The sequence below is a fragment of the Intrasporangium sp. genome, assembly GCF_032907665.1.
Taxonomy (GTDB): Bacteria; Actinomycetota; Actinomycetes; order Actinomycetales; family Dermatophilaceae; genus Intrasporangium.
Genome location: NZ_JAJJPG010000021.1, coordinates 26726 through 38015 on the forward strand (window position 1 = coordinate 26726; position 11290 = coordinate 38015).

Consider the following 11290-nt stretch of genomic DNA (forward strand, 5'->3'; position numbering starts at 1 on the left):
TGAGACACTGCTGACGTGGTTTCCCCGCAGCCAGTCGACGTGCTCGTCATCGGAGCCGGGCAGGCCGGCCTCTCCGCCGCCTACCACCTGCGCCGACGCGGCTTCCGCCCAGCCGGGCAGACCGACGGGCGAGAGCAGTACGTCGTCCTGGACAACGAGGACGGCCCCGGGGGTGCGTGGCGGCACCGGTGGCAGTCGCTGCGGATGGCGACCGTGAACGGGATCAGCGACCTGCCCGGCAGGGCACAGCCCGACATCGACCCGTGCGAGCCGAGCTCGGACTTCCTCACCCGCTACTTCGGAGACTACGAGGAGGCGCTCGACCTGCACATCCTGCGACCGGTGCGCGTGACGGCGGTCCGCCGCGAGGACACCGACCCCCGCGGGCGCCTGCACGTCGAGACGAACGCTGGGACGTGGGCAACCAGGGGTCTGATCAACGCCACCGGCACGTGGACCAAGCCCTTCTGGCCGCTCTACCCCGGGCAGGCGTCGTTCCGCGGACGACAGCTGCACGTGGCCGACTACGCCTCCGCCGAGGAGTTCCGCGGCCTCCACGTCATCGTCGTCGGCGGCGGGATCTCGGCGGTGCAGCTGCTGGACGAGATCTCCCACGTGACGACCACGTCATGGTTCACCCGGCGCGAACCGGTCTGGCGCGAGGACGAGTTCACGCCGGAGGCAGGTCGTGACGCCGTCGCGCGCGTCGAGGAGCGGGTGCGTCAGGGCCTGCCGCCACAGAGTGTCGTCTCGGTCACCGGGCTCATCTGGACCCCCGCACTGCGCGCCGCCGCTGCACGCGGCGTCCTGGAGCGCCAGCCGATGTTCACCGCCATCGAGCCAGACGGCGTGCGGCGGGCTGACGGCACCGTCGTCCGGGGCGACGTCATCCTGTGGGCCACGGGGTTCCGGGCCGCCCTCGACCACCTGGCCCCCCTGCACCTGCGCACGGCCGGCGGCGGCATCGTCATGGACGGCACCGGGGTCGCCGCCGAACCTCGGGTCCACCTCGTCGGCTACGGCCCGTCGTCGTCGACGATCGGCGCGAATCGTGCCGGACGGGCGGCCGTTGCGTCACTCGTGAAGTGGCTGGCCGACGACCCCGGTGCGGCCGCTCAGTCGCGGGTCAGCTTGCGGTAGGTGACCCGGTGCGGACGAGCCGCCTCGGGGCCGAGCCGCTCCACCTTGTTCGCCTCGTACGCCTGGAAGTTCCCCTCGAACCAGTACCACTTGGCCGGGTTCTCCTCGTCACCCTCGTACGCGAGGATGTGGGTACACACGCGGTCCAGGAACCAGCGGTCGTGCGAGATGACGACGGCGCAGCCGGGGAACTCGAGCAGGGCGTTCTCGAGCGACCCGAGGGTCTCGACGTCGAGGTCGTTCGTCGGCTCGTCGAGCAGCAGCAGGTTGCCGCCCTGCTTGAGCGTCAACGCGAGGTTGAGGCGGTTGCGCTCGCCGCCGGAGAGGACCCCGGTCGGCTTCTGCTGGTCGGGTCCCTTGAAGCCGAACTGCGAGACATAGGCCCGCGAGGGAATCTCGACGTGGCCGACCTTGATGTGGTCGAGACCGTCGGAGACGACCTCCCACAGTGTCTTCTTCGGGTCGAGCCCGGATCGCGACTGGTCGACGTACGAGATCTGGACCGTCTCACCGACCTTGACCTCCCCCGCGTCGGGCTCCTCGAGCCCCACGATGGTCTTGAAGAGGGTCGTCTTTCCGACACCGTTCGGGCCGATGACACCGACGATGCCGTTGCGGGGCAACGAGAAGGACAGGCCGTCGATGAGCACCCGGTCGCCGAAGCCCTTGCGGAGGTTCTTGACCTCGATCACCGTGGAGCCGAGGCGCGGGCCCGGCGGGATCTGGATCTCCTCGAAGTCGAGCTTGCGGGTGCGGTCGGCCTCGGCCGCCATCTCCTCGTAGCGGGCCAGACGGGCCTTCGACTTGGCCTGGCGCCCCTTCGCGTTGCTGCGCACCCACTCGAGCTCCTGCTTGAGCCGCTTCTGCAGCTTCTGGTCCTTCTTGCCCTGGACCGTGAGGCGCTCTGCCTTCTTCTCGAGGTACGTCGAGTAGTTGCCCTCGTAGGGGTAGAGACGGCCACGGTCGACCTCGGCGATCCACTGGGCGACGTTGTCGAGGAAGTAGCGGTCGTGGGTGACGGCGATGACGGCACCGTGGTAGGCCTCCAGGTGCTGCTCGAGCCACTGAACCGACTCGGCGTCGAGGTGGTTGGTGGGCTCGTCGAGGAGCAGGAGGTCGGGCTTCTGGAGGAGCAGCTTGCAGAGGGCGACGCGGCGGCGCTCACCGCCGGAGAGGGTCGTGACCGGAGAGTCCGGGGGCGGGCAGCGAAGCGCGTCCATCGCCTGCTCGAGCTGGCTGTCGAGGTCCCACGCGTCGGCGTGGTCGATCTCCTCCTGGAGCTTGCCCATCTCCTCGAGGAGGGCGTCGTAGTCGGCGTCGGGGTCGGCCATCTCGGCGCTGATCTCGTTGTAGCGGTCGAGCTTGGCCTTGATCTCCCCGGCACCCTCCTCGACGTTGCCGAGGACCGTCTTCTCCTCGTTGAGCGGGGGCTCCTGGAGCAGGATGCCCACCGTGGCGCCGGGGGCGAGGCGCGCCTCGCCGTTGGAGGGCTGGTCGAGTCCGGCCATGATCTTGAGGATCGTCGACTTGCCTGCGCCGTTGGGCCCCACCATGCCGATCTTCGCGCCCGGGTAGAACGACATCGAGACGTCATCGAGGATGACCTTCTCGTTGTGGGCCTTGCGCGCCCGGGTCATGGTGTAGATGTACTCGGCCATGCGCAGAAGGCTATCTGCGATCGGCCGTGTCACCGAATCCGCCCGCCGCGGGTGAACAGCCCGCGGCGGGCATCATCCGGACCTCACGCAGCCGGCTCCTCGACCGTGTAGTCGTCGCGGCCCGGGTCGCCGACGAGGACCTCGTCGGGGGTCTCGCCGGGGACCTCTCCGGGGACCGGCTCCGGGACCGGCCCGTCGTGCACCACCCCGTCTGCGTCGACGTGGGCGGGACGGCTCGCGGTGAGGTCGGCCGACTCGCTCAGCTGCGCTGCCACGGCATCGCGGACGTCCGGGTCTGCAGCACGATCGAGACCAAGGGCGGCAGCCTTGCTCATCCGCAGGAACGACGCACGCCCCCACCTCAGGTCGTGGCCGATGTGGTCGGCCTCGATCTCGGGCGAGTTGCGGGTGACCCCGTCGCTGCCGACGTAGGACCGGTTCGACAGGTTGCCCTCGACGATCACCGGCTGACCCTTCTTGAGCGAGGACGCCGCATTGGCGGCCAGGGCGTTGAACGCGATGACGCTGTAGAAGCTCGTCTCCCCGTCGAGGTACCTGCCCTCCGCAGTCTTGCGGTAGGGCGTCGTCCCGACGCGGAACGTGGTGAACACGCTGCCGTTGCGGCCGCTGCGTTCGACGGGCTCGCCCACGACGTTGCCGTGGACGGTGACGCGGGTCTCGTTCATGCTGACCTCCTCCCGCCGCGTGCGGCGGATCGTGGGATGCGGCTACCTGCCGCTCCCGACCACCGTGCCCCAGCCGACGCGAGCTGGCGGGTCCCCACCACCCGGCTGTGGACGACGGAGCCCCGGCCGCCAGGGGATGTGGAAGTCGCGGACATCACCCGATCGCCCGGTCACTCGGCCACTCGGCCGCTCGGCCACTGACCACTCGGTCGCGCAGTCGCTCGCCTGCGGTGTCAGCCCGCCGCGCGATCGAGGTGCTCGCGCGTCTCGTGGTGCCGAGCCAGCACCTCGTCGATCGGGCCGAGGATTCGCTTGTCGGCAACCTCGGCCACGGCGGCGGTGAGGCGCTTGGCGATGAGGGCCTTGCGGCGACGGGCCCCGATCTGCGCCCACCACCGGGAGACTGCCCCGAGAAGCAGCCCCAGCAGAATCCCGCCGACGAGCATGACGAGCGGCACCGGCAGGATCCCGATCGACGGCGTCTCGGGTGCCGGGATCTGGGCCAGGCCGACCACCCAGAGTGCGGCCATCCAGAGCAGGCCCAGCGCCGCGACGATCCCGAGAACCCACTGGAGGACGTTGACGACGAACCACCAGATGGGGCGGCGAGCCCTCAGGGAGGTGCCGACGATGGCCTGGTCGAGGGCGTCGGTCAACGCACCATCCCCCTGGTCCACGGCCTCCTCGACCGCCTGGGCCCACCTGACGGGCAGACCCGCCGACGCCTCGCGGACGAAGTCCCGGGTGGCGAGGTCGACGCCGGCCACGGATGAGGCACTCGGCGCCGGGATGGAGGACCGGCCGAGCACGGCGCGGACGTCGGAGCCCTCGATGTCGACGCGGATGGGTGGCCTACCGCCGGTGCGGTCGAGCCGGAGGCGACGCAACGGATCTGCCGCGAACCCCCGCGTCCACCTTGCGTAGAGCCATCCCGTGTGGGCGAACGCCTCTCGTCGGTAGTCGCGCGCGACGGCGTCGAGGACGATCGGCACACCGGCCGCGCGAGCGAGCGACTCGTCCAGCTGACGGCGGTCCAGCTCACCGACCTCGACCTCTCGGTCGGCGACCCCCTGGCGCAGCCTGCGTGCTGAGGCGATCACATCGGCATTGAGGCGCTGGCGCGAAGCGGCGTGTCCGGCAACGGCATTCGCGAGTCGTTGACGAAGCTCGGGGATGCCTGTCCCGGAGACGGCAGACGTCGCGAGAACTGTCGCGCGGTGGATCCCGTCCGCCTCGAGGAGCTTGGTGAAGTCCTTCGTCAGCACCTTGACGGCGTCCACACCGAGCCGGTCGGTCTGGTTGAGCACCGCCAGGGTCACGGCGTCGTGGTGGGCCATGAGCGAGACGAACTCGTCGTGGAGTCGCGCGTCGGCGTACTTCTGCGGGTCGGTCACCCAGACGAACATGTCCACGAGCTCGAGGATCCGCTCGGCCTCGCGCCGGTGCGAGAGCTCGCGCGAGTCGAAGTCGGGAAGGTCGAGCAGGACGAGACTGTCGAGCCCGCCCGACGCGACGTCCTCGGCACTCTCGCCGACCTCACCGACCTCGTCCTGTCCCTCTGCCGAGCCGACGATGTGCCGGGCGTCCACGTGGAGCCAGTCGAGCAGCTCGGAGGCGTCGGTGTCACCCCAGACCGCCGCCGTCGGCTTGGCGGTCGTCGGACGCCGCGCGCCGATCTCGGCGACGTCCTCGCCGATGAGCGCGTTGAAGAGAGAGGACTTTCCACTGCCCGTGGCCCCGGCCAGTGCGACAACGGTGTGGTCCCCGGCGATCGCGGACCGCTCGTGGGCCCGGTCGAGGACGCGTCGCGCCTGCTCCACCACGGCCGCGTCGAGGTCCTCGGCGCCGGACACGAGGGCGAGCGACAGCGACGTCGTGCGGTCCCCGAGCTCGGCGGCGGTAACGGCCCTGACCTTCGCCTTGCCCTTCCTGATCGGGCTCATCGGGCGGACCTCACCTCCGCGGCAGCGTTCTCGAGCTCCTTGGCCTGGCCCGCCCTCACGCCGAGCTCGCCGACGACGGCCTCGTAGCGGGCACGCTCGGCGTCATAGAGCTCGCGGACGCGATCGAGCAGCTTTGCACGGGCCTGACGGGCGAGCTCGCGCACGGCCTGGTCGCCGAAGACGGCCTCGAGCAGCTTCTGACCGACCACGGCGGTCCCGCCGGCGATCCCGACCTCGGCGCCGGTGATCCCCGCCGTGGAGGCGAAGGTGACGAGCATGAGCACGACACCGAGGCCGTTGACGCCGTAGGCCATGATCCGCGCGGTCGTGCGGCGGTCGCGTCCCTCATGTCGAACCATCTCGAGGATGTCGCCCTGCCAGTCACGAACGAGTCGGCTGATCCGCGCGTTGACGTCGCCACTGGATCGCATGAGTCCGTCTGTGCTGCTGAGGAGCTGGTCACCGCCCGCCAGGCTCCGCCAGGTGCGTGCCGTCGTGGTTGCGGCCAGCTCGGCACGGTTGGCGATGAGGGCCTCCACCCCGGTCTGGAGGGCCTCACCGAGGTGCTCGGCCCGCGCGGGCTCCCCCTTGACGAACGAGGTGAACCGGTCTCGGATGCGGGACACGGTCGACTCGACCTGGCGGAAGAACTCGCCCGTCCCGACGAACTCCTGCCACCGTGCCAGCACCTCGCCGCGCAGCAGGGTGCCGTCGAGCATGCCCTCCTTGACGTTCGTCAGGCCGTCGTCGTAGGCGGCTCGGGCGGCACCCACGAGCTCATCCGCGGCCTCGACCTGGTCCGTGGAGGCGCTGGCGAGCGCGGCGGTCCGCTCGTCGAGCGACGCCAACGCCCCGGTGAGGGTCTGTCGCACGACCTCTGCACGCGCCTGGGCGTCGCTCGCGAGGGCACCCAGCCAGTCGCGCAGGCGCTGCGTCTGCGTGGCCGGCAGCAGCCCGTCGTCCAGGTGCGACTCGAGGACGGTGAAGATCGGCGCCTGCTCCAGCCGCTGCTCGCGCAGCATCCCCGCAAGGTGAACCCTGATCTCCTCGAGGCTCTCGGGCGGCACCCGGTCGAGCACGACCGCGACAGAAGTCCCCCGCTCCGACGCCTGCCGCAACAGCTCCCAGGGGACGGCGTCGGCGTAGCGCGCTGCCGTGGTCACGAAGATCCAGAGGTCGGCGGCGGCGAGCAGCTGCGCGGCCAGATCCCGGTTCGCGGAGACGACGCTGTCGATGTCGGGTGCGTCGAGCATCGCGAGCCCGGGTGCGACGGCATCGGTCTCCACGAGGCGGACAGCCCCGGGGCCGTCCGACGCCGAGTGCTTGCCGGTGATGCGCGCCAGCCCCGGGAGGATCCGCTGGTCGGCGAACCAGCGCGCGTCGTCCGGGTGATGGATGAGGACCGGTGACCTGGTCGTGGGTCGCAGGACTCCGGGAAGCGAGACCTCGCGTCCGACGACGGAGTTCACGAGGGTCGACTTGCCGGCTCCGGTCGATCCGCCCACCACGGCGAGCAGCGGCGCGTCGAGAGAGGTGAGTCGGGGGATGACGTAGTCGTCGAGCTGGGCGAGCAGTTGCGAGCGCATGGCGCGGACAGCGTCGACGCCGGGCAGGTCGATCGGCAGGGATGACGCGTCGACGGCATCGCGAAGCCGCGTCACTGCTGCGAGCAGCCGTGAGCTGTCATCCCCTGAACCTGACACGCGCTCATCCTCTCGTGTGCCCTCGGACCAATCCAAACTCATCAGTGTTGCTGTGGGTTGCAGTGGTGGAGGGACACGCAGGCCGTATGCCGCTGGGCTCGCCCGCGCTCGACCGCCTGAGGGAGTGGGTGGCGGGGAGACAGGACGTGCTCGGGCCTATCATAAGTGCGCCCGACCCGGGCGTGCCCCTGTAGCTCAGCGGATAGAGCAAGAGCCTTCTAATCTCTTGGTCGCAGGTTCGAGTCCTGCCGGGGGCGCTCTTCGTTTCGAAGCCCAGCCAACGTCCGAGCCCACCGGACGGACCTCTACGCTGTGCCCATGCCGCACGAGCGCCTGCCTCGCTATCGCGTCCTGACCGGCCCCGACGACTCAGCGTTCTGCTATCGGGTCAGCGAGGCCCTCGAGCTGGGCTACGAGCTGCACGGCGGTCCGGCAGTGACGTTCAACGGTGACAATGTCATCGTTGCTCAGGCACTGATCTGGCCGAGCGAGACCCTCCCGCCGCTCATGGCTGCACCGGAATAGGCGGCGACACAGCGGTATCGGTCCCTGTCAGGCGACCGGGGTGCCGATGAAGTCCTTGCGGTGCGCCGTGATCGCCTCGAGGAGCACCATCTCGCGCGCCGCGGCGTCGCCCTCGGCGGTGCCGTGGACGAGCCGGGAGCGGAGCAGCGCCAGGTCACTCGCACTGTCCTGGAAGGCGTCCATGGACCGTTGCGCGGCGACACCTCCGCGCTCTTTCGCCCAGGTGCGAGCCGCCCGTCGGCTGGTCACGTGCGAGAGCATGCTCACCTCCGCATGCGTGAGCCAGCCGGCATCGGCGTACGCGGAGAGGTACTGCCCGATGAGCCGTCCCTCACGTCGACGCAGCCAGACGAGGAATCCGATGAAGGCGAGGAAGAGCGGAACCTGGTAAGTGATGTAGGCGCTGAGGAAGCCCTCGACTCCAGCGATGGCCGCGAGGTTCCAGGCTGCGTGCAGGAGAACCGCCGACACCCAGCCCCCGAGGATGGCGAGAACCCTCGCGGCCGGTCTCCGCGTCGAGACCGCGATGCCGATGCCGATGCCGATGAGCGACGTGAACAGCGGGTGGCCGAAGGGGCCCATGAGGCCGCGCACGATGAACGTCGCCGTGAGGCCCTCGTTGCCCATCTCGGTGTAGGCCTGTCCGAGATAGAGGATGTTCTCGCTGAAGGCGAAGCCCGCACCGATCAGGCCGGCATAGACGATCCCGTCGATGATCCCGTCGAACTCGTGCCGCCGGAAGAGGTAGACGAGGAAGATGCCGAGGCCCTTGAGAGTCTCCTCGGTGACCGGGGCGAGGTACACGGCGCCCGTCTCGAAGGGGTCGCTCCACTGCGAGTCGACGAGCAGGGCGAGCCCGAGGGTGTTGAGCCAGAACGCGCCGACGACGGCGATGAGGGCGCCCCAGAGGAAGGCTGCGACGAGGTAGCGGTTGGGTTCGGCCTCGTAGCGGTCGAGCCAGAGGTAGGTCGGCACGATGATGAGCAGCGGGATGAGCGCCATGAGCGTGGCCAGGACGGCGACCTGCGCCTCGAGCTGGTCACCGATGATGCCCAGCAGGATGAGCAGGGAGACCAGCAGGAGCACCCCGGCGACGCCGAACGTGAGGGTGCGCCGGAGCATCGGACGTCGCGTGGGGTTCGGCTCCCGGCTCCACTCCTCGGTCTCCAGCCGCTCCAGCTCTGCTGAGGGATCCCCTGAAGTCATGACGGCAGGCTAGTGCAGAGCCGATCCGTCCGCGCCTCTATGGTGGTCCGGTGACGACCGATGCGACGAACCACCGCGCCCTCGCCGACCGCATCATCTGGATCGACTGCGAGATGACGGGGCTGTCACTGCGGACCGACGCCCTGGTCGAGGTCGCGGCCCTGGTCACCGACTTCGAGCTCACCGTCCTCGGCGATGGCATCGACCTCGTCATCACGCCGCCGGCGGCGGCCCTCGAGCAGATGGACGACTTCGTGCGCGACATGCACACGACGTCGGGCCTGCTCGAGGAGCTCGGCCACGGGGTGACCCTGGAGGAGGCGCAGGAGCGGGTCCTCGACTACGTCCGCGCCCATGTCCCCGAGGCGCGCAAGGCACCGCTCGGCGGCAACAGTGTCGCGACCGACCGAGCCTTCCTCGCGAGGGACATGCCCGACCTCGAGGCCCACCTGCACTACCGGATCATCGACGTGTCCTCGATCAAGGAGCTGTCCCGGCGCTGGTACCCGCGCGTGTACTTCAACGCGCCGAAGAAGGCCGGTGGGCATCGGGCGCTCGCCGACATCAAGGAGTCGATCGCGGAGCTGCGGTACTACCGCGAGGCCGTCTTCGTGCCCCAGCCGGGGCCGGACAGCGCCACGGCCAAGGCTCTCGCGGAGGCCCACGTCATCGAGCCCTGAAGTGGGGGGCCGAGGGGGTGTCACGAGCACCCCTTCGGAACCTGTACGATTGGCGTCGCTGTCTGAAGCGACATGGTGGGTGTAGCTCAGCTGGTAGAGCACCTGGTTGTGGTCCAGGTGGTCGCGGGTTCAAGTCCCGTCACTCACCCCAGGTGATCCCCGCACGTGACCTGACGTGCGGGGATCCTCCCATGTGGGGCCGTATGCCGCTGGGCTCGCTCAGCGGCCGCCCATTCGGGCCTGCCCGCATCCCCGCCGTCGATGGGTGACAATGGGCGCGTGCTGTGGGGGAAGAGACGAGTCCAACGGATCGTGGTCGGGGTCATCGTGGGCCTCGTCGTCGCGAGCCTCGCGCTGTCACTGGTCGGCGCCGCGCTCGCCGCACCCGTCGAGAAGGCCGGTCCCGGCGCCCCCGCCCTCGTCGGCGAGGAGCGGACGAGCAACCCCGGCGTTCCGGGCATCATCGGCACGGATGACCCCAGACCCGTCACGGAGACGCCGCAGGGAACGTCCACCCAGGTGACCGACGAGGAGCACATCGGAGGCCTCATCGCGTTCATCGTCTTCATGCTCGGAGGGGTGCTCCTCCTGCTGCGCGGAAGGCGCCGGGAGCGCCGGGAACAGGAGGCCCTCAGAGGGTCCGAGACGATTTTGTCGGGTCCCTGACCCCCTGCTAATGTTGCCCCTCGTTGCGCCGCTAGCTCAATTGGCAGAGCAAGTGACTCTTAATCACTGGGTTCGGGGTTCGAGTCCCTGGCGGCGCACTTCTCGAGGAGGCCCTCCGTCCGTGCGGGGGGCCTTTTCGCGTTCGGGTCCCGCCACCCTCGATGCCGTCAGGACCCGAGCGTCCCCGCCTCGTCAGCCGCACCGTCAGCCGCGTCGTCGGCTGCAGCGCGACTGGCGCGCCTGGCCCGGTACTGCCCGGGCGTCTGACCGACGAGGGCGACGAAGTCGCGGATGAAGTGCGCCTCGTCGTACCACCCGAGCGACACAGCGAGGTCGGCGAGCCGACCGTCGTAGCCGGCATCGAGGTCGCTCACGGCATCGTGCATGCGGTAGCGGGCCAGGACCCACTTCGGTCCCACCCCGACGTAGTGGTCGAAGAGCCGCTGGATGGTCCGCACGGTCGTCCCGTGGCGCTCCTCGAGCTGCGCGACCCGCACGAGGGTGCGGTCGTCGAGCATGTCGGCGATGATCGCGAGGACCAGGTCGTAGCGCGGATCCTCCCGGGATCCCAGGTCGAGCAGGGCCTCGTCCATGACCCGGATGCAGTCGTCGAGCGACACGCTCGCATCGAGGTCCTCGAGAGCTGCCACGACTCCGCGGGGCAGGACCGGCGCCGCGGAGACCACACGGTCGCGGAGTGGACCGACCCCGCGGCCGGTCAGTGCGGCAAGTCCACCCGGCCGGAACTTCGCGGCGCAGACCCAGCCTCGCCCCGCGACGGTCACGTCGAAGCGACGGGTCACCACGCCCGTGAGGACGACCGGGTCGTGCCCGATCCCCGCCCTCGTGTGACCCCGCTCGACGCTGAGCGTGCAGGCCGGGTGCGGCAGGGTCTGGCTCTCGAAGGACGTCCCCCGGGGGAGGTCCCAGCGCAGCGACCAGTAGTTCTCGACGTGGCGGCCGAGGTCCGGATGGCAGGCGTGGCGGGCGAGTGTCGTGTAGGACGTCAGGAGCTCGGGACGCAGGATGCCCGCGCCGGTCGAGGTCGGTGCCGACCCCGGCGATGTCGCGGCTGACCCGGAC

At 69.9% G+C, this 11290-nt stretch carries 10 protein-coding genes and 3 tRNA genes; 7 read left to right on the forward strand and 6 right to left on the reverse strand.

Annotated elements, in window-relative coordinates:
• The first annotated feature begins 15 nt into the window (after nt 1-15).
• A complete protein-coding gene (locus LOY02_RS05350; RefSeq protein ID WP_317181299.1) occupies nt 16-1140 on the forward strand; it encodes an NAD(P)-binding domain-containing protein in 1125 nt (374 codons plus the stop codon).
• On the opposite strand, the gene ettA is transcribed toward LOY02_RS05350, so the two are convergent.
• From ettA to LOY02_RS05370, 4 genes are all read right to left on the reverse strand, one after another.
• A complete protein-coding gene (ettA, locus tag LOY02_RS05355) occupies nt 1116-2798 on the reverse strand; it encodes an energy-dependent translational throttle protein EttA (protein WP_317181300.1) in 1683 nt (560 codons plus the stop codon). The genes LOY02_RS05350 and ettA overlap by 25 nt on opposite strands.
• 83 nt (nt 2799-2881) lie before the next feature.
• A complete protein-coding gene (locus tag LOY02_RS05360; RefSeq protein ID WP_317181301.1) occupies nt 2882-3484 on the reverse strand; it encodes a single-stranded DNA-binding protein in 603 nt (200 codons plus the stop codon).
• Nucleotides 3485-3717: 233 nt separating this feature from the next.
• Entirely contained in the window at nt 3718-5427 is a 1710-nt protein-coding gene (locus LOY02_RS05365) for a dynamin family protein (RefSeq protein WP_317181302.1), read from the reverse strand.
• A complete protein-coding gene (locus LOY02_RS05370; protein ID WP_317181303.1) occupies nt 5424-7172 on the reverse strand; it encodes a dynamin family protein in 1749 nt (582 codons plus the stop codon). Before LOY02_RS05370 ends, LOY02_RS05365 begins: the two co-directional genes overlap by 4 nt.
• 142 nt (nt 7173-7314) lie before the next feature.
• Between LOY02_RS05370 and LOY02_RS05375 the strand changes: the two genes are divergently transcribed.
• Nucleotides 7315-7387, forward strand: a tRNA-Arg gene (locus LOY02_RS05375).
• Between the two features lie 61 nt (nt 7388-7448).
• Complete coding sequence (locus tag LOY02_RS05380) at nt 7449-7655, forward strand: DUF1737 domain-containing protein (protein WP_317181304.1); 207 nt, start codon at nt 7449-7451, stop codon at nt 7653-7655.
• Between the two features lie 27 nt (nt 7656-7682).
• Here the strand turns inward: LOY02_RS05380 and LOY02_RS05385 are convergent, their stop codons facing one another.
• Nucleotides 7683-8861, reverse strand: a complete 1179-nt coding sequence (locus LOY02_RS05385; protein WP_317181305.1) for a PrsW family intramembrane metalloprotease — start codon at nt 8859-8861, stop codon at nt 7683-7685.
• A 50-nt stretch (nt 8862-8911) separates the two neighbouring features.
• Here LOY02_RS05385 and orn point away from each other — a divergent pair, with 50 nt between their 5' ends.
• The 4 genes from orn (at nt 8912) to LOY02_RS05405 (ending at nt 10305) form a co-directional block, all read left to right on the forward strand.
• On the forward strand, nt 8912-9541 hold the full coding sequence (gene orn / locus LOY02_RS05390; RefSeq protein ID WP_317181306.1) for an oligoribonuclease: 630 nt from the start codon (nt 8912-8914) through the stop codon (nt 9539-9541).
• Between the two features lie 75 nt (nt 9542-9616).
• Nucleotides 9617-9692 (forward strand) — tRNA-His (locus LOY02_RS05395).
• 128 nt (nt 9693-9820) lie between these two features.
• On the forward strand, nt 9821-10207 hold the full coding sequence (locus LOY02_RS05400; protein WP_317181307.1) for a hypothetical protein: 387 nt from the start codon (nt 9821-9823) through the stop codon (nt 10205-10207).
• A 25-nt stretch (nt 10208-10232) separates the two neighbouring features.
• Nucleotides 10233-10305: transfer RNA gene (locus LOY02_RS05405), tRNA-Lys, on the forward strand.
• A gap of 69 nt (nt 10306-10374) precedes the next feature.
• Here LOY02_RS05405 and LOY02_RS05410 read toward each other — a convergent pair.
• Nucleotides 10375-11290, reverse strand: a 916-nt coding sequence (locus LOY02_RS05410; protein WP_317181308.1) for an AraC family transcriptional regulator, incomplete at its 5' end; no start/stop codon positions are given.

Coding starts and splice junctions, on each gene's coding strand:
- ettA (WP_317181300.1), bottom strand. CDS start 2,798: ATGGCCGAGTACATCTACACCATGACCCGGGCGCGCAAGGCCCACAAC.
- LOY02_RS05360 (WP_317181301.1), bottom strand. CDS start 3,484: ATGAACGAGACCCGCGTCACCGTCCACGGCAACGTCGTGGGCGAGCCC.
- LOY02_RS05365 (WP_317181302.1), bottom strand. CDS start 5,427: ATGAGCCCGATCAGGAAGGGCAAGGCGAAGGTCAGGGCCGTTACCGCC.
- LOY02_RS05370 (WP_317181303.1), bottom strand. CDS start 7,172: ATGAGTTTGGATTGGTCCGAGGGCACACGAGAGGATGAGCGCGTGTCA.
- LOY02_RS05380 (WP_317181304.1), top strand. CDS start 7,449: ATGCCGCACGAGCGCCTGCCTCGCTATCGCGTCCTGACCGGCCCCGAC.
- LOY02_RS05385 (WP_317181305.1), bottom strand. CDS start 8,861: ATGACTTCAGGGGATCCCTCAGCAGAGCTGGAGCGGCTGGAGACCGAG.